The organism is Thermovibrio sp., assembly GCA_015488335.1.
GTDB lineage: Bacteria > Aquificota > Aquificia > Desulfurobacteriales > Desulfurobacteriaceae > Balnearium.
In genome coordinates, this window is record WFNZ01000012.1 from 1 (window position 1) to 16,281 (window position 16,281).

22 protein-coding genes and 2 tRNA genes are annotated in these 16,281 nt (G+C 44.7%); 13 read left to right on the forward strand and 11 right to left on the reverse strand.

What is annotated here, in order from left to right; genetic code table 11:
* The first annotated feature begins 207 nt into the window (after positions 1–207).
* From F8H35_RS01115 to F8H35_RS01145, 7 genes are read left to right on the forward strand one after another with little or no spacing between them, the layout of a single operon-like run.
* The gene (locus F8H35_RS01115) at positions 208–1,110 is read left to right on the forward strand and encodes a PSP1 domain-containing protein (protein WP_472571733.1); all 903 of its coding nucleotides are present in this window, start codon (positions 208–210) and stop codon (positions 1,108–1,110) included.
* Positions 1,097–1,900, forward strand: a complete 804-nt coding sequence (locus F8H35_RS01120; protein WP_472571734.1) for a radical SAM protein — start codon at positions 1,097–1,099, stop codon at positions 1,898–1,900. The genes F8H35_RS01115 and F8H35_RS01120 overlap by 14 nt, the downstream gene beginning before the upstream one ends.
* Position 1,901: 1 nt before the next feature.
* Positions 1,902–2,501: a Tll0287-like domain-containing protein gene (locus tag F8H35_RS01125; protein WP_472571735.1), complete on the forward strand. Its 600-nt coding sequence runs from the start codon at positions 1,902–1,904 to the stop codon at positions 2,499–2,501.
* Positions 2,502–2,993, forward strand: coding sequence for a cation:proton antiporter regulatory subunit (locus tag F8H35_RS01130; protein WP_472571736.1), 492 nt, complete (start codon positions 2,502–2,504; stop codon positions 2,991–2,993).
* Positions 2,993–4,168 (forward strand): cation:proton antiporter, encoded by a 1,176-nt coding sequence (locus tag F8H35_RS01135; protein ID WP_472571737.1) that lies wholly within the window; start codon positions 2,993–2,995, stop codon positions 4,166–4,168. Before F8H35_RS01130 ends, F8H35_RS01135 begins: the two co-directional genes overlap by 1 nt.
* Complete coding sequence (gene tmk, locus F8H35_RS01140) at positions 4,169–4,783, forward strand: dTMP kinase (protein WP_472571738.1); 615 nt, start codon at positions 4,169–4,171, stop codon at positions 4,781–4,783.
* Positions 4,773–5,585 (forward strand): AAA family ATPase, encoded by an 813-nt coding sequence (locus F8H35_RS01145; RefSeq protein WP_472571739.1) that lies wholly within the window; start codon positions 4,773–4,775, stop codon positions 5,583–5,585. The genes tmk and F8H35_RS01145 overlap by 11 nt, the downstream gene beginning before the upstream one ends.
* Here the strand turns inward: F8H35_RS01145 and F8H35_RS01150 are convergent.
* From F8H35_RS01150 to F8H35_RS01160, 3 genes are read right to left on the reverse strand one after another with little or no spacing between them, the layout of a single operon-like run.
* The gene (locus tag F8H35_RS01150; protein ID WP_472571740.1) at positions 5,563–6,150 is read right to left on the reverse strand and encodes a helix-turn-helix transcriptional regulator; all 588 of its coding nucleotides are present in this window, start codon (positions 6,148–6,150) and stop codon (positions 5,563–5,565) included. The two genes, F8H35_RS01145 and F8H35_RS01150, sit on opposite strands and share 23 nt — an antisense overlap.
* Before the next feature lie 47 nt (positions 6,151–6,197).
* Positions 6,198–6,485, reverse strand: a complete 288-nt coding sequence (locus tag F8H35_RS01155) for a DUF503 domain-containing protein (protein ID WP_472571741.1) — start codon at positions 6,483–6,485, stop codon at positions 6,198–6,200.
* The gene (locus tag F8H35_RS01160) at positions 6,486–6,920 is read right to left on the reverse strand and encodes a hypothetical protein (RefSeq protein WP_472571742.1); all 435 of its coding nucleotides are present in this window, start codon (positions 6,918–6,920) and stop codon (positions 6,486–6,488) included. It lies immediately after the preceding gene.
* Between the two features lie 58 nt (positions 6,921–6,978).
* On the opposite strand from F8H35_RS01160, the gene rd reads away from it, so the two are divergent.
* From rd to F8H35_RS01175, 3 genes are read left to right on the forward strand one after another with little or no spacing between them, the layout of a single operon-like run.
* A complete protein-coding gene (rd, locus tag F8H35_RS01165) occupies positions 6,979–7,155 on the forward strand; it encodes a rubredoxin (protein WP_472571743.1) in 177 nt (58 codons plus the stop codon).
* Positions 7,152–8,120 carry a glycosyltransferase family 9 protein gene (locus tag F8H35_RS01170; protein WP_472571744.1) on the forward strand — a complete coding sequence of 323 codons (969 nt, stop codon included), beginning with the start codon at positions 7,152–7,154 and terminating at the stop codon, positions 8,118–8,120. The genes rd and F8H35_RS01170 overlap by 4 nt, the downstream gene beginning before the upstream one ends.
* Positions 8,121–8,141: 21 nt before the next feature.
* Positions 8,142–9,140, forward strand: coding sequence for a DUF475 domain-containing protein (locus F8H35_RS01175; protein ID WP_472571745.1), 999 nt, complete (start codon positions 8,142–8,144; stop codon positions 9,138–9,140).
* On the opposite strand, the gene F8H35_RS01180 is transcribed toward F8H35_RS01175, so the two are convergent.
* Complete coding sequence (locus F8H35_RS01180) at positions 9,133–10,686, reverse strand: NAD(P)/FAD-dependent oxidoreductase (protein WP_472571746.1); 1,554 nt, start codon at positions 10,684–10,686, stop codon at positions 9,133–9,135. The genes F8H35_RS01175 and F8H35_RS01180 overlap by 8 nt on opposite strands.
* Positions 10,676–11,182, reverse strand: a complete 507-nt coding sequence (locus tag F8H35_RS01185) for a RusA family crossover junction endodeoxyribonuclease (protein WP_472571747.1) — start codon at positions 11,180–11,182, stop codon at positions 10,676–10,678. The genes F8H35_RS01180 and F8H35_RS01185 overlap by 11 nt, the downstream gene beginning before the upstream one ends.
* 38 nt (positions 11,183–11,220) lie before the next feature.
* Here F8H35_RS01185 and F8H35_RS01190 point away from each other — a divergent pair, with 38 nt between their 5' ends.
* Positions 11,221–12,246: a potassium channel family protein gene (locus F8H35_RS01190; RefSeq protein ID WP_472571748.1), complete on the forward strand. Its 1,026-nt coding sequence runs from the start codon at positions 11,221–11,223 to the stop codon at positions 12,244–12,246.
* Between the two features lies 1 nt (position 12,247).
* Here F8H35_RS01190 and F8H35_RS01195 read toward each other — a convergent pair.
* The 6 genes from F8H35_RS01195 to F8H35_RS01220 form a co-directional block, all read right to left on the reverse strand.
* Positions 12,248–12,334, reverse strand: a tRNA-Leu gene (locus F8H35_RS01195).
* A 49-nt stretch (positions 12,335–12,383) separates the two neighbouring features.
* The gene (locus F8H35_RS01200) at positions 12,384–12,773 is read right to left on the reverse strand and encodes a nucleotidyltransferase substrate binding protein (protein ID WP_472571749.1); all 390 of its coding nucleotides are present in this window, start codon (positions 12,771–12,773) and stop codon (positions 12,384–12,386) included.
* Entirely contained in the window at positions 12,755–13,084 is a 330-nt protein-coding gene (locus tag F8H35_RS01205) for a nucleotidyltransferase family protein (protein ID WP_472571750.1), read from the reverse strand. Before F8H35_RS01205 ends, F8H35_RS01200 begins: the two co-directional genes overlap by 19 nt.
* Positions 13,047–13,394 (reverse strand): hypothetical protein, encoded by a 348-nt coding sequence (locus F8H35_RS01210; protein ID WP_472571751.1) that lies wholly within the window; start codon positions 13,392–13,394, stop codon positions 13,047–13,049. Before F8H35_RS01210 ends, F8H35_RS01205 begins: the two co-directional genes overlap by 38 nt.
* Before the next feature lie 116 nt (positions 13,395–13,510).
* Complete coding sequence (locus tag F8H35_RS01215) at positions 13,511–13,822, reverse strand: nucleotidyltransferase domain-containing protein (RefSeq protein ID WP_472571752.1); 312 nt, start codon at positions 13,820–13,822, stop codon at positions 13,511–13,513.
* Positions 13,823–13,886: 64 nt separating this feature from the next.
* Positions 13,887–15,356, reverse strand: a complete 1,470-nt coding sequence (locus tag F8H35_RS01220) for an alginate export family protein (protein WP_472571753.1) — start codon at positions 15,354–15,356, stop codon at positions 13,887–13,889.
* 600 nt (positions 15,357–15,956) lie between these two features.
* On the opposite strand from F8H35_RS01220, the gene F8H35_RS01225 reads away from it, so the two are divergent.
* Positions 15,957–16,033: transfer RNA gene (locus tag F8H35_RS01225), tRNA-Thr, on the forward strand.
* Positions 16,034–16,137: 104 nt separating this feature from the next.
* Positions 16,138–16,281: GTP-binding protein (locus F8H35_RS01230; protein WP_472571754.1), on the forward strand; the 144-nt coding region annotated here is incomplete at its 3' end.

Sequence of the window (16,281 nt, forward strand, 5' to 3'; positions counted from 1 at the left end):
CCTTTGCGGCGCCCCCTTAAGACTTATGGGGAGGAGGGAGGGGGATAGGGGGTGTCTGCTATTAATAATAGTTCTCATTTTCAGGTTGTCAAGTCTTGAAAATTCCTATCGTGTACTGCCGATAATATAGTCTTTTCCTCTAACGTTGCACCATCTTTGCTGAAAGATATACTTAACACCTGATAACTACAAAGCTGGAGAGGAAGGATGAACGTTATTAAGTTTAAATATCCCGATACTGAAAAGACAGGCCTTGCCTCTGCTGAAAGTAGCACCTTCCCTTACGGTCAAGAGGTTGTTGTTAAGACCGATAGAGGGGAGGAGCTGGTAAAAGTCTTAAAGAGCTATTCTGTAGAACCTGAAACGCTCAGGAAGTTTGGGACGGAACCGGAGGAACTCTACACTTTTTTAAGGGTTGCAACAGAGGAAGACAAAAACCGTTTCTTTGACAATCTCCTCTTCTCTCAGGAGGCGCTAGAGGTATGCAAGAGAAAGGTGCTCAAACACGGCCTTGAGATGAAACTTGTAAAGGCCTATGCAACACTCAACAGAGAAAGGATCGTTTTCTACTTTACGGCAAAAAACAGGGTTGACTTCAGACAGCTCGTTAGAGACCTTGCTGCCCACTTTAAGACCAGAATAGAGCTCCGCCAGATAGGGGTCAGAGACGAAGTAAAGATGGTTGGAACTGTTGGTATGTGTGGAAACATCTGCTGCTGCAAGTCTTTCCTTGAGTGTTTTCATTCCATTTCGTTGAATATGGCAAAGCTTCAGGGACTTCCCCCTAATCCTGCAAAACTTTCTGGAACGTGTGGAAGACTTATGTGCTGCCTCAAGTACGAAGAAGCCAACTACTACATAAGACAGTTCCTTCCGGAAGTTGGGGATTTCGTTGATACGCCTGAGGGAAGAGGGAAAGTGGTTGATATAAACGTTCCCCTTGAGACCTTAACTGTTGAGATTGAAGAAAAAGGGAGAGTGGCTTTTCCTCTACGTACCTTTGTTACTGAAGAACAGTGGAATCAGTATATAGAGAAACTGAGGGAGAAGGTTGATGACAGGTTTAGATGCTTTACAAAAGCTGGAGTGATAGGCGATGAGAGTAATTAGGGAGCTTAAAAGCCCTTTAAACAGGCTCTTTGTGTTTGAGACTGAAGACGGCTACAGGGTTGAGTCGGTCTTTTATAAAGGAGAGAGGCTCTGTGTTTCTTCCCAAGTGGGTTGCCCCGTAAGGTGTCTCTTTTGCGCTTCGGGGAAAAACGGTTTGAAGAGGAATTTAACTGCTGAAGAGATTTTTGAACAGTACGAGCTTTTAAAGAGGGAGCTCCCCATAAAGGGCGTTGCCATTGCCGGTATAGGCGAGCCTTCTGCCAACGCCGACGAAGTTGTTAAAGCTATAGAGCTGTTTAAAAGAGAAGGCCTTAAAGTAACAGTAAGCACAACCGGTTATCCTATTGAGGGTTTCAAAAAACTTATAAGAGCTCCCCACGACGGTTTGACCATTTCGGTTCACGCTGTTTCTGAAGAGAAGAGGAAAAGACTGTTTGGTGTATCCGTTTCCCTTGAACAGGTTTTCAGTGAAGTTGAGGAGTACTTCAAAGAGGCTTCTTCCTCAAGGAGGAAAAAGTTTCAGATAGGCTACTTACTCATAAAGGGAGTAAACGACTCAGAGGAAGACCTTAAGGCGTTGGGAGAGCTTGCTAAAAGGTTCAGAATGACCATTATGCTTATGGCCTACAACCCGGTTTCTGGAGTTGAGCTTGAAGGGCTGACAGATGAAGAGTATGAAAAGGCCTTTTTGAAGCTCAGAGAGATAGGAGTAAGGGTTACCCTCAGTAACAGGTTCAGGAGAGATCCGTTGGGAGGCTGTGGAACTCTGACCATCGGCAGGGAGGTGTGAGATGAAGAGGTCTCTCTCTCTTCTGATACCAGTTTTCTTTTTCGGCTGCGTTCTCAGTCAAAAGAGCCTTACAGAAACAGAGAAAGATAGGGCAGTAAGAATTGGGGATGCAGCGGTTATGAAGCTGATGAGAGAGCTTAAGACAAACCTTGGAATGGCGCTGAAAGAGGGAGGATTCCCGAAGGCTATTGATTTCTGCGCAGATAAGGCCCAGAAGCTTACACAGAAGGTAAACAGAGAGCTTGTAGTGGTTAAGGTAAAAAGGGTTTCAGACCGCTACAGGAACCCGACCGACAAGCCAGACACTCTTGACCTTAAGGTTATCAATTACTTTAAAGAAAAACTGAGGGAAGGGAAACTTCCCCCTTACTACATTGTAGAGTCAGAAAAGAACGGAGAAAGGGTTGTTATCTACTACAAGCCCATAAGAGTTGCTCCTTTCTGCCTCAACTGTCACGGAGATCCTGCAAGGATGAACCCTGAAGTCCTGAGAGTTCTTAAGGAAAGATATCCCAACGATAAAGCCCTGGGCTACAGGCCAGGAGACTTAAGGGGCGTGTTTAAGGTTGTTATTCCCGAAAAGGAGCTGAAGGAGGGTTAGATGTTTGTAAAGGAGGGAGAACTTCCCGGAATAGGTAAAAAGTACTCAATGAAAACAGAGAGTGGAGATACGATTGTTGTTGTTATCCACTACACGGGAAAGAGGGAGATCTACTACTTTGAGGGCGACAGTGAGGAGCCTACAGCGGTAATTGAATTGACCGATGAAGAGGCGAGAACCCTTGGAACAATTTTGGTGGGAGCTCTCTTCCAGCCCACTTCCGACGAGGAGAAGATAGGATTCCTGATGAAGCACCTTGTCTTTGAGTGGGTAAAAGTTCCCGAAAACTCCTCCCTTGCATATAAAACCATTAAAGAACTTGACATTAGAAAGAAATTCGGTGTTATCGTTGTTGCCGTTATAAGGGATGAAAACGTTATCGTTTCCCCCTCTCCCCTCTTCAAAATTGAGCCGGGAGATACCTTAGTTGTTGTTGGAACCCTTGAGAACGTGAAAAGGTTTGTTAAAGAAGTGGAAGGAGAGACAAAGTAATGGAACATTTCTTGTTCCTTCTTTCTCTCTTTCTGGGAACTCTCCTTCTTTCCTACATCGTTTCCTACTACGTTAAGTTCCCGGTTATTCCCATCTACATAGTGGCAGGTCTGCTTCTTTCACTCTTCATCCACGCCCACAGCGTTCACATATTTGAGGTTCTGGGAGTTGTTCTCCTGCTGTTCTACATAGGCCTTGAGTTCTCTCTCGCTGAGATGGAGAGAAACTTAAAGAACATCCTGTCTGTTGGATTGGTTGACCTGTTACTCAACCTATTTCCAGCGTTTTTCCTGTTAAAGCTACTGGAATTTGATAACCTCACAGCCTTTACTCTCTCCGTTGCCCTCTATCCTACCTCATCGGCGATAGTCTCAAAACTCCTCATAGACCTTAAGAAACTTGCAAACCCGGAAGTTGAGCCTGTTCTTTCTATCCTGGTTTTTGAGGATATTGCTGCTGCAACGCTTCTCGCCATTCTTGTTGGGCTTTCAGAAGGTTCTACAGACCCGGTGGATGTTTTAAGGGTGGTTGTAAAGATTGCTCTTTTCATCTTCATAGCTGTTGTTTTTATCAAGAATTTCAACAGAGTTGTTGACCTAGCCTTTAGCAGAGTGGGAACGGCAGCTGAGTTTACAGTTCTTCTCGTTGGAACAATCCTTTTTCTCCTTGTTGAGATCTCTTTAGGTTTTGGCCTTTCTGAGGCTATAGGAGCTTTTGCAGCCGGAACCCTATTTGCAGAGAGCTCCCACAAAGAGCAGATAGAGTCGGTTGTAATTCCCTACAGGGATCTCTTTGGAGCTCTCTTCTTTTTAACTTTCGGCCTCACAACAGACCTCTCTCAGTTTTCTCTCTCCCTCATTGTTCCTCTTCTTGTTGTTCTTTTCTTCACTTCTGGAACAAAAATTCTTACGGGAATCGTCTCAGCAAAACTCTACGGTCTCTCTTTGAAAAGGGGAATCTCTGCCGGTTTTATGCTTCTTCCCAGGGGTGAGTTCTCAATCCTGGTTGCTGCAACCAACTCTGCAGTTGTTCCTTTAACTGCCATTTACGTTCTACTGTCATCAATTGCAGGTTCTGTAGCTGTTAAGGAGTCTGGCAGAATTCTCAGCCTATTCTTCAAGAAGAAACCGAAGAAAAAGAGCAGGCTTTCCCGCTCAGAACTTCTGGGGGATTAGATGTTTATAACTTTTGAGGGAATAGAAGGTTGCGGAAAGACAACCCAGTCTAAACTACTGTGTGAAGCCCTGATAGATAAGGGTTTCCCTGTGGTTTATACGAGAGAACCGGGAGGGACTCCTGCTGCAGAGGAGCTCCGCTCCTTTCTCTTAAAAACACGGGATGAGAAGTTTCCACCCTTTGCGGAGCTCTCCATCTACGAGGCGGCAAGGGCGTTTCACGTTGAAAACCTAATAAGGCCTTCTCTGCGAGAAGGGGCAGTTGTTATCTGCGACAGGTTTATAGATTCTACAGTTGCCTATCAGGGTTACGGCAGAGGTATAGATATCTCCCTCATTGAAAGGCTCAACAGCGAAGCCACCGGAGGACTAAAACCCATCCTTACCGTCCTTATTGACCTTCCCGTTGAAGAGGCGTTTAAGAGGATCTCAGAAAGGCGAAAGGATAGAATGGAGTCTGAAGGACTGAAGTTCCACAGAAGGGTTCGTGAAGGGTTCCTGGAGCTCTCTAAGAAGGAGCCGGAGAGGTTTTTGGTTCTTGATGGAAGGAAAAGCGTTGAGGAACTTCACCGCCAGATACTTTCTGAAGTTTTAGGGAGGCTGGGTGCTCTTTAACGGTATTGTTGGTCATTCAAGACAGTTGGGTTTACTCAGACGTTTGGTTGAGGAGGGAGCTTTTCCACAGAGCTCCCTCTTTGTGGGACCAGAAGGTGTGGGCAAGAGAACGGTTGCCCGGGAGCTCCTTTCAAGCCTCTGTGGGGGTGATTTCAACGTAAAAGAAGTTGGAGTTGAAAAGCCCGTTACCGTTGATGAGGTTAGAGATATATCCTCATGGCTCTTCACAAAACCTACTTCCGGTTCCGGGAAGGCCGTTATCATAGACAGAGCCGATGAGATGAGAGGAGAGGCAGCCAACGCCCTTCTGAAAACGCTTGAAGAACCTCCGGCTTACGCTTACATCTGTCTAATAGGTAGAAATGAAGAGTCTATCCTTCCAACTATCCGTTCCAGGTGTAGGATTTTCCGGTTCGGTCCTCTGCCAGACTCAAGCGTTGCCTATATCCTTGAAAGATTGGGACTGAAGACAGATAAGAGGGCTGTTAAACTTTCCCGCGGAAGCGTAGGAGTTGCGCTGAGGCTCCTTGAAACTTCTGTTATTGATCTGATTGATGAATTTACAGCTCTTCTTAAGAGTAGCAATAGGATGAAAAAGATTGTTCCTTTCTCTGAGAAGTTCGGGAAGCTTAGCAGGGAAGACGCTCTTCTCTTTTTTGATTCTTTAGAAGTTGTTGTTTTTGAGAAAGGTGGAGCTCCAAGGTGGGAAGAGCTCATTAACAGAGCTCGTTACTATTTGAAGTTTTACGGAAAACCCCAATCTGTTATGGAGTGGTTCCTTATTTCTGCTTTTGGCCTTTGATGTACGGGTAGATCTTTGATAGGAAACTGATAAGAGATGTCCTATTTAAACAACCGGTCTTTTTGAAGAGCTGGTTCATATAGTACTTTATTGTCTGTTCTGCCAGCCCTAATTCTTTTGCTATCTCTTTGTTCGTTTTTCCTTTTATTAAAAGATCAATTACTCTTTTCTCCTTTTCTGTTAGTTGGGAAATGTGAAGGGTCTCTTTCCTCCTTGAGATAACAGAAAGAAACTCCCTTTTAAACCAATTTTCTCCTAAGCTTACCCTTTCTATGCATCTTCTAAGAAGTTTCACGTCCATTTCCGGGTAGATTATTCCCGATATAGGAAAGTTCTTAACCAGAAAAACGGTCTCTTCTTCAGAAAGGCCGGTGTCAACTAACAGTATTTTTACTCCTCTTCTTATTGCTTTTTCAACTGTTGTTTCTTTTATAACAGGTTTGTCTACAAACAGGATGGAGCATTCTTCCAATGTAGAGGGCTCAACGATTTCAAGTTTGTTAAGGAGCTCCTTTAAAGCATCTTTAAGTATCCTGTTGTAAAGGTAAACCTCAATTTTTTCCATTAAGGAGTACTCTCCTTAGGTTTTGCAAATTTTACTATACACTTAAGCTAAAGCAGCTCTTTTCGGTATCCTGTGATAAAACCGGGGAAGATCTCCTCAACGAACTTAACACTCTTTTCAAGGGTTGCGTCAACAACTTTAGGACTTGTCCCTACAGTTACAATAGCTATTCTGCTCCTCTGCCACTTATCCTGCTCGCCGATTTCACTTACAGAGACGTTGAACTTCCCCTTTAACCTCTCAATTATTCTTTTAATAACTGCCCGTTTTTCCTTCAGAGAGTGGGCGTGGGGAATCTGAATCTCCATCTCAAGGTAGCCAATAACGGAGGACATCTAACCCCCCTTAAGTAGTCTGTTCCACTCCTCTCTTATAGAGTCCCTTATGTCCATGTAGTCCTTCCCCTCTTCGTAGGCTTTCTCTATCGCAGGTCTGAAAACCTTTTCGTAGAAGTCTTTTCCCATTCTGTTTATAATCTTCTCGTTAAACTCTTCTGGCGTTGCAAGTTTCCGCCACCACTTCTCTTTCGTTTTCCCTTCTATGTAGGCTCTGGTTGCACCTCTATACTTCAGCCTGTGACCGTAGAACTTCCTTGCTGCTACAACCTTTGCTACTGCAAGTCCGTAGGCTTTTGCTTCATTTTCAGGGAATCCAAACTCTTTCTCCGCTTTTATTCTGTTCCACTCGGCAAAAACATCGTACCTTCTTATGGGAGCCTGGGGTTTTAGAACTTCCAACTTAGGACTCTTCTGTTTTACTCTTTTTGCCATCTCTCCCCCCGAAAATTTCCTATACTTAAAACTATAACCTTATAAACTGGAGGAAACTGTGGAAGTTAGACATAAACTCTGGAGGTGTACCGTTTGCGGATACATCTATAACGTTGACGAGGGGGACCCTGACAACAACATACCTCCCGGAACTCCCTTTGAGGCGCTTCCAGATGATTGGGTTTGTCCTATTTGTGGAGCAACAAAGGATAAGTTTGAACCTGTAGATGAATGAGAGCTTTAGTCGTCCGTTTCTCCTCCCTCGGAGATGTGATTCTTACAACCTCTGTTCTTCCTTCCCTTAAGGGGGCAGGTTTTGAAGTCAGCTTCCTCACCTTTAAGCCCTTTGGAGAGGTTTTAAGAGGACAGCCCTTTGTTGATGGGGTTATCGAGGTTGAAAAACGGAAGCTCAAGGGTTTTTCTGATATCAGGGAGTTTGCCCAGGAGCTCCCCTCCTTTGACGTCGGCTTTGACCTCCACGACGTTCTCAGAACGAAAGTTCTCAGGAAGTTCCTTCCTTTCAAGTTCTACGTTTACCCGAAAAAGGCCATTTTGCGACGGCTTATGGTTCTCTTTAAGCCTTTTAAGGCCAAGTGGCTCTATGTTCCGGAGCTCTACGCTGAAGCCCTAAAGAAAGCTGGAATAGAGATAAAAAATCCGAGGCCTTACCTGTTTGTTAATGAAAAGCTGAAAGAGAGGGTATTTCCCTTAATTCCTGAGAACGCCGTTGTTGTCGCCCCGGGTGCCCGCTGGAAGACAAAGCGCTACCCGATTGAGAGGTTCGGGAAAGTGGTGGAGCTCCTCAAAAAGGAAGGTTTTAACCCTGTTGTTGTAGGGGGTAAGGAAGAAGAAGAAGTGGGCAGATTTCTGGAAAGCAGAGGAGCTCTCTCCCTTTGCGGTAAGCTCTCAATCATGGAGAGCGTTGCGGCCATTTCGCTCTCTCTGGGAGTTATCTCAAACGATTCTGCTGTTGTCCACATGGCAAGGGCTGTGAAAAGGCCGGTTGTTGCCATCTTTGGCCCTACCCACCCGGCCTTCGGTTTTGCTCCCTACCCCGATGAGGGAGTTGTCCTGACCAGAAACCTTCCCTGTTCTCCCTGTTCACTCCACGGAAAGACAAGGTGCAGAGAGCAGAAGTGTTTTGAAATTGAACCAGAAACGGTTGTTGAAAAATTCACCTCTCTGATAGAATCCCACTGATTTAATCTTCTCGGGGAAAAGGTGAAACTGAAGAAACTCCTTGGTGAATTTACGCTAACTTTCCTTGTCAGCTGGATTGTTGAGTTCCTCTACATGGGGCTAAAGGGGGTTTTTGAGGGAACCACTCTCTCCCTCCTTGAGATATCCCTCTCCTTTGACAACGCAGTTATGAACGCCGTTATCCTCTCGGGGCTTCCCCGGGTGTGGCGAAGACGATTCCTAACTTTGGGAATGGTCATCGCTGTTTTCGGAATGAGGTTCCTCTTTCCCGTTCTGATAGTCGTTCTCACTTCTGGCCTCTCCTTTGGAAAAGTCCTTGACCTGGCCTTTAAAGAACCTGAAACCTACGCTCACTACCTTGAGTCTGCAGAGCCTCTAATCCTTGCCTTTGGCGGCTCTTTTCTGCTAATGGTTTTTGTAAACTGGCTCTTTGACGCGGGGAAAGAGCTTCACTGGATAAGGCTCCTTGAAGATTTTGCCTCAAAAATAGCAAAGCTTGGCGAGGTTAAGCTGATAATCGCCCTCTCTGTAATTTTCCTGATAGGCTACCTGAAAAGAGAGCCAAGCATTATCCTTGCAATGATTTTGGGAGTTCTCCTCTTTGAAGTCGTCCACTTTGTAAAGAGCGCAATAGACTACTTCAAGGAAAAGAGAGGCCTTTCAGGGGGCGGATTGGGGGCATTCATCTACTTGGAGCTCCTTGACGCTTCCTGCTCCTTAGACGGAACTGTTGGGGCCTTTGCCATCAGCCAGAACCTGATAATAATTACGGTAGGTCTCTCTGTTGGAGCCTTTATCCTCCGCTCCTTAACCCTCTACTTTGTTGAATCGGGGAAACTTCAGGAGCTCCCCTACTTAGAGCACGGCGCCCACTGGGGGATTGGAGCCCTTGGAGTAATGATGCTCCTTGAACTTTTTATCCGCATACCTGAATTCGTCATAAGCTCTTTAGCCCTTGTCTTTATCCTCTCCTCCCTCTACTCCTCAATCAAGAGGACAAAACCGCTCCTTGTTAAGTGAGCTTCTCAATCAGAGAGAGAGCTCCGTTTATCCCGTCAACGGCAGAGCTCGTAATCCCCCCTGCGTATCCCGCCCCTTCGCCTATGGGATAGAGGTTTTCGGCAGAAATAGAAGTAAAGTCCTGATTCCTCAGAATCCTTACAGGGGAAGATGTCCTCGTCTCAACTCCAACCAAGGTTGCATTTGACGGAACGAAGAATGAGACCTTCTCGTACCAGTGGAGAAAAGCCTCCTTTATAGGCTGAGAGATTTCAGGGGGTAGAAGCCTGTCTAAACGGGCACTCCTGATTTCAGGTATATAGCCCCCCTCTATCAGGTCTGAGGATGTCTCTCCGTTTATAAAGTCCCAAACCGTTTGAGCCGGCATTGAGTAATCGCTCCCTCCAACAACAAAGGCCGCCCTCTCTAAAGCCCTCTGGAACTCTATTGCTTTAAAGGGGTCGTTGTCAAAGTCTTCAGGGAAGAGCTGAACAACAACGGCACTGTTGGCGTAGCCGCTGTCTCTGGCATGGTTGCTCATTCCGTTTGTAACAACCGTGTGCTTTTCGGAAGAGGCGCAGATAACGTAACCTCCGGGGCACATGCAGAACGTATAGACGTTCCTCTCCTTTCCTTTGTACGTAAACAGGTATTCTGCCGGCGGTAGTTTCGGGTTCTTAAACCACTTCCTGCCGTACTGAACCCTGTTTATCGTCTTCTGCCTGTGGATTACCCTCAAGCCCACGGCAAACGGTTTGGCAGAGAGCTCCACACCTGCCCTCTTTAACATCTCAAAAGTATCCCTTGCGCTGTTCCCCGGGGCTAAGAAGAAGAAATCAAACTCCTCTTTATACTCCCTGTTTTCCTTTAAATCCTTGAAACCTGCGGAAGTTATGCGGTTCCCTTCTTTCTGGAGCTCCGTTAATAGGGTTGAGAACCTGAACTCAACCCCAAGTTTTTTCAGTTTTTCCCTGAAGTTTGCAACAACTTCCCTCAGCTTGTCGGTTCCAACGTGGGGCTTGCTCTTGTAGAGGATTTCCGGGGGAGCTCCGCACTCAACAAGCGTCTTGAAAACAAAGTGCTTTTTCCTGTCCTTCACTCGTGTCGTCAGCTTTCCGTCTGAAAAAGTTCCTGCTCCGCCCTCTCCGAACTGGACGTTTGAGTTCTCGTTTAGCTTTCTCTCCTTCCAGAACTTTGCAACGTCTTTAACCCTCTCCTCAACGGGCTTTCCCCTCTCTACAACAACAACTTCAAGCCCTGCCCTTGCAAGAACGTAAGCTGAAAAAAGACCTGCAGGCCCCGTCCCAACAACCAAAACCCTCTTTTTGGTTTTAACCTCCTGAATATGGACTTCAGGAACAGGTTTGTGTTCCCTTGCGACTCCTTTCTCTATAAGCTCTTTTGCCCTTTCATCGGGAAGTTCAACTAAAAGCCTGTAAACGAATACCGGCTTCTTCCTTGCGTCTACTGATTCCCTCAGAATCTCATACTTTTCAATTCCTAACTTCTTAGCCTCCTCCTCTAAAGAGGAATCAAGGGGGACCTTTACGTCTATCTCAACCTTCATCGGGGAGCTCCATCTTCATCTTCTTCAAAAACTCGTAGAACTCCTCTGGAAATTTTGGCCTTCCCCTCTCGTGGTCAAGTTTCTCCTCTTCTGAGAGCTCCTCAATCTCTATGTAAACCACTTCCGGGAAACCTTTTACACCTATCCTTTTTTCAACCCTCTCTTTTTTGTAAATAAGGGAATCTCTCTTTAGGACGCCCCCCTTCTCTAAGATGTCTCCAACAAACTTCTCAGCGTTGTCAATGTCCCTCTGCTTAACCCTTCCTGAGAGGTAGAAGATGAGGGAGACGCTGACCGGCTTCTCTATCGGGAATTTTGAGAGGCCGTAGGAGAGCTTCTGAACGTGGAGCTGCCACAGGGCCTCTTTCTGTGATTTGAGAACTGCAGGGTTGTTGACGATGAAGGGTTTTATTTTACCGTTAACCCTTCTGTGTGAAATTTTCTTGTAGTTTGCCTTGCTGGGAATTTTCCCCACGAAGAAGAACTTGAACTTCACTTTAAACTCCTGTTAAACTTTACCGTAAAAGGAGTAACATGGATTACAGAGAGCCGTTAAAAAAGTTTATAACAATTTTATCCGTTCTTCTTCTTTTAGTTCTCTTTTCTACTGTCGGTATTCACATCATAGAGGGCTGGCCCTGGTTAGACTGTCTCTGGCATACAATAATAACAATTTCTACAGTAGGTTACCACTTGGCTCACCCCCTCTCTCCGGCCGGAAAGGTATTTACAATGTTCGTTATCGTTGTTGCCTTTGCGGTTTTTGCCTACGGGGCTTCTACCGTTGCCGCTATGATTTTTGAGGGGGAGCTCCAGAAAATCCTAACTGTGAAGAGGATGGAAAAGATGGTTGCAAAGCTGAAGAACCACACGATAGTCTGCGGCCTTGGAAGAACAGGGCAGGCTGCAATAAAGGAGCTTTACAAAGAGAAGGTTCCTTTTGTTGTTATTGAAAAAGATGAGTCAAAGATAGAGGAAGCTAAAGAGCACTACCCGAACCTTATTTACATCCACGGCGATGCCACTCAGGATGAAACCCTTTTAAAGGCAGGTATAAAGTCGGCCTCAAACCTGATAGTTGCAACGGCAGACGACGCAGACAACCTCTTCATAACCCTTTCTGCTAAGAACTTAAATCCGCGCCTTAGAATAGTTACAAGAGCCAACAGGGAAGAGAACGTTATAAAGCTGAAAAGGGCAGGTGCAACAGAGGTAATCCTTCCCAACGTAATAGGCGGCCTCAGGATGGCTTCACTTGCAATTCGCCCCAGCGTTGTCAGTTTCTTAGACATCGTTACCCACCACGGAGAAATAGACCTAAGGCTTGAAGAGGTGAAAGTTCCCAAAGGTTCACCTTTCCACGGGAAACTCCTAAAAGATCTTGATATTCCAAAGAAAACAGGAGTTATAGTTATAGGGATAAAACGGGAAGATGGCTCGTTTATCCTCAACCCAACTTCAACGACGATGGTTCTTGAAGGAGATTCTCTGATTATTATTGGAACAAAAGAGCAGGCCGAAAAACTTAAAAGGCTTGTTTCTGGAGAGGAGACTGATTGAGTGGTGCGGGAGGCGGGATTTGAACCCGCACGCCCGTAAGGGCACCGCCCCCTCAAGACGGCGCGTCTGCCGATTCCGCCACTCCCGCTAACTGACGATGGAAAATATAGGCTGGCCAAAATAAAGTGTCAAGGGTTTTAAATCCTCTCCTTAATCTCCTTTAAAAGCTTTTCAAGAGCGGGAACGTAAACCTTTGAAATCCTCTCGTAGATCTTTGCCGCCTCTTCCTCGCTGTAGATGTGGGAGCTCCTGTTCCTGTCATCTAACATGTCAAGAACAATTTCATCGTCGTCTATGATTCCAAAACGGAAAGCCTTTTTAACGCAGTCCCTTGGAGAGAAGCATTCAACTTTGTTGTATGCCAGAACCTTTTTCAGGGTTTTCCAGAGGAGCTCCACAGTAAACTCAAACCGCTGAATGGCTCCATCTCTATCCAGGTCGTCTTTAACCCTTTCTACTGCCTCTTTTAAACGGTTAAAGGCACTTTTTAACCTTTCAACCTGAAGAACTACCTCTGCTTTTTCCAAACTACAACTCCTTCTCTTTCTACTGTCTCTTTAAATTCTTTATTGGCTTCGTCGCTGAAAATTATATCCACAGAGTAGATTCCGGTCGCTCTGTCAACTGCTTCTCTGATTTTTCTCTTTTCCCTAAAAGTCAAATTTTTGCACTCAACAAACAGGTCAATATCAGACCTTTCTGTATGTGTTCTCTTTGCCCTTGAACCGAACAAAACAATCCTTTCTGGAACACAGAGACCGAGAATAGCTCTGAGAATTTCCTTCTCTTTTGGAAATAGCTTACCTTCTGAGTTTCGGGAGGAGCTCCTTCTCTCCATACTCAATAACCCTGTTTCCTATCTCTGTCAGCTTTTCTGAGAATTCCCTCACTTCATCAAATTTTGAAACAAGTCTCTCCCCTACGTATTCGTGAGCAAGCTCATTCCTCAAATCTTTCATAGCTATCAGCGTCTCGTAACTCTCAACAAAACCTCTCTTTTCTGCCCTGATTACAACGTCAATTTTTGTTCCCACATCCTCTAACTCAAGAATGTCAATGCCTCTTAGGATTCTGTTTATTAACATATCAACAGCTCTTGAAAACCTGGAGAAAAGAACTTCTATCTTTTCCAGGTCTTCCTCACTCAAGTCTTGAGAACTGTTAATATCCATATTTCTAACTTTTCCCAATGATTTATCAAGCCAATAGAGGCTTCTTTTAAAATCTTTAAGGTTTTGAATAAATACTTCTTCCTGTTTTCTTTTCAAATTTTAACTCCCTCTTCAATGGCTAACTGAAGAAATGGATTCTTTTCTATCTCTTCTTTTCTGGTCACTAACAGGTCAATTTTCCTGTCTCCTAACTGTTTAATTAATTCCACTCTTAATTTTCTCCTCTCTTTCCAGCCTATGACGTCTGATACAACAAGTATATCAATGTCGCCGCCCTTCTTTTCAAGTTTTGCCCTTGATCCAAAGATGTAGATTTCAGCCTTGGGATCAAAATTTCTAACAGAGCTGATAATAACTCTTATTTCATTCTCTTTTAACCTAACTTTAGGCTTTTCCCGATTCATCTCTTCCCTACAAAATAAAAAAGGGGGCCGAAGCCCCCTTTATCGTTTATTAGTTTAGCCGACCTTAGAACTTGAGGTCAGCCTGAGCCCAGATGTGATCTTCAGCCTTATCTCCTCCAAAGATTTTGGCTGCATCACTATCCGGATCAAAATGATCCCAACCTATGCTGAAACAGAGGTTCTTACTATACTTGTATTTGGCTTCAAGGTCAGTTTCCCAACCTAAATCATCGGAAGTTTTCTTTGTATTAGCTGTTTTAACTTTTCCTGTTTCTACATCATAATCTTCAGCTGTTTGGAAGTAGTGGAGATCAAGCCCAAGAGCTACTTTCTCAAGAGGTTTAACATGGAGCTTGAAATAGAGATCCTCAACGCCGGGTGAACGATCAGACATTGCTCTTATTAAACCGTCACCGTTGAATAGGTATAGATCACGATTCACCCATATAACGTCTGCATGTCCAAGCCATTTATGAGCTGTTGGAAGAACAGACCAGAACGAGTCAATATCACCTTTATTGTCTTTATCACCAGAATAGTAGTCGTAACCAACGAATACGCTTGGAGCCCAGGTAACTTGATCAAAGTCAGCACCTGCTCCTACACTAAAGAAGTAACCTGAGAAGTCAACATTCTTCCCATAATCTGGGCTATTCGTATCTAAGACTACAGCGTTACCGTTTTGAATCGCTCCTTCTAAATTTAACTTAATTTTTGCAAAATCAGTGTCAAAAGTAGGAGTTACACGGGCGTATAATGTGTTGATATTTATATCTGCAGGATGTCCACCGTCCGGTTTTCCATTTTTATTAAGATCTAAGGTATTAGCGTATGTGCTTGTTGGGTTAACATAAATATCAGTTAATTCGTAAGTTCCCCCAACGCCAAATGGTTTGAACTTACCCTGCCATGTTGCAACATAAAGGTCTATATCCGCATCTGCGTTTTCAGTTCCGTTTTCATATTTAATACCTGGTCTAAACCAAGCATCTTGCTTACCAACATCGTTAAGCTTTCCGTAGAAGAATCCAGCAAGTCCGTAGTCTCCAGCTACGTATCCTACTAAGATACCGTCAAGAGATCTTCCAGCCTGAGACCAGCCAACAGCACCTACAAGCCTCTGGTTACCAAGGTTAACTTCCTGGCGACCAAGTTTAACGATTACGTTGTCAATACCGAATGGGTTAGCAAGAAGCATATAAGCTTCGTGCATTGTGAAGCTTGTAGATTCTCCGAGACCAAGACCTTGACCATTTTCACCCCAAATACCTACTGCTTGAGGAACAAAGACAGCTGTTACACCATCGGATAGCTCGGCTTTGATTCTGAGTCTTGCTCTGTAAGTTCCACCAAGCTCAGCTCCGTTTCCACTTCCTACCTCATTTGCATACCACTCAAGCCTTTCTCTTAACTGGCCGCCTATTGTTACTTTTGTGCTGCCCATGTCCATGTCGGCAGCTTTAACTGTAGCAGCAGGAGCAATGAGAGCTGCTGCAAGACCCATCAGGGTCACTGCTTTCAGTGCTTTCCTCATCTGGGACCTCCCCATAAAAGTTTTTCTAAATTGGTTGTTCCAAATATCTTCAGCTCAAAATTTATCATTGTCTATCGTAGAATGTCAAGCTTTCTTGTTGGGGCGTAAGCCCTTTTTATTGCAAACTTGCAAACGGGATTAATCCCTATACATTCTGAATTTACCATTTTATCAAACCTAACACCTTAAAAACAAACTCAATCGTTCCTTTGTTAAGTAAAATCATGAAGGCTAGCAGAACGTAGAACGGTATCTTCATTTCCCGCCGAACAAATTCTATTTTCGTATCAATGTTTCTTATCTCTTCTCTAAGAGTTTCTATTTCCTGGCGGATTTTCCCGGTTTCTCCGTAAAACTCTTCTTTGGTTATTAACTCCTTACGCAGTTCATCCTTGAGCTCTGATTTAAGAATAACCTTCTGAGTTTTAGCGTTTTCTTTAATAGCTCTGAGAGCTTCTTCTACGAGTTTTATTGTCTCTTCGGCTTCTTCCTTGCCTAAATTTTTTCAAAAAGTTTGTAGAGTTCTAAAGGAACTGTAGCCATCCTTTCCTCCCTTGCAATCCTATATATATAAGTCTATATTTCCCTCTGCAAAAGGTTGCCCACGTGGCTCAGGAGGTTAGAGCGCACCCTTGGTAAGGGTGAGGTCGGCGGTTCAACTCCGCCCGTGGGCACCATCTATTACCGTTCCTCCCCTTGAATTTTTCCCCTCCTATGCTAAATTTCCTGCCTGAAGTTTTCTGCACTTTTCCTTTAAAAAGTTTTACCGGAGGAAATAACCATGGCGAAGCAAAAATTTGAAAGGACGAAACCCCACAAGAACGTGGGAACAATTGGTCACGTAGACCACGGAAAAACGACCCTCACAGCAGCAATCACCCACTGCCTTGCCCTCCAGGGAAAGGCCCAGGAAGTAGGCTACGAC